Here is a 364-nt window from a genome sequence, read left to right as displayed (position 1 = left end):
CAACATTCACAAGAAGACCTAGACCATGTCGCAGAGCAATTAAACAACAGGCCGAGGAAAACATTGAAATTTAAGACGCCAAAACAGGTTTTTGAAAAGGGTGTTGCGTTGACAAGTTGAATCTACATTTTCTTTTTTGAAGAAGAATATCTCAAAGCCAACGATCAGAAACTGGCTTTTGCCGATAACTGTACGGCACTGACCAGCATGGGCAAGATACCCTATAACCCCAATGCCGCCTCCGAGGCCGACACGTATTGCATCAATAATTTCCGCCGCAGCGCGCAAATCCGGCCTTCGCAGGTGACGTTGCAGGATTACACCTTCACCGCCCCGAACTGGCCGGCGCAATTTCAGGACCAGC

At 48.4% G+C, this 364-nt stretch carries 1 protein-coding gene and 1 pseudogene; both read left to right on the top strand.

The genetic code is table 11. The annotated features are described in order from the left end of the window. Nucleotides 1-120: pseudogene (locus tag J1784_RS00165) on the top strand (IS30 family transposase); the annotation flags it as partial. Then, on the top strand, nt 121-364 hold a 244-nt coding region (locus tag J1784_RS26770), incomplete at its 3' end, for a contractile injection system protein, VgrG/Pvc8 family (protein WP_420803934.1).

It is taken from the genome of Rahnella ecdela, from assembly GCF_019049625.1.
GTDB classification, from domain to species: domain Bacteria; phylum Pseudomonadota; class Gammaproteobacteria; order Enterobacterales; family Enterobacteriaceae; genus Rahnella; species Rahnella ecdela.
Note: the sequence above shows the minus strand (reverse complement) of the source record. Positions and strands in the feature narration are given on the sequence as shown.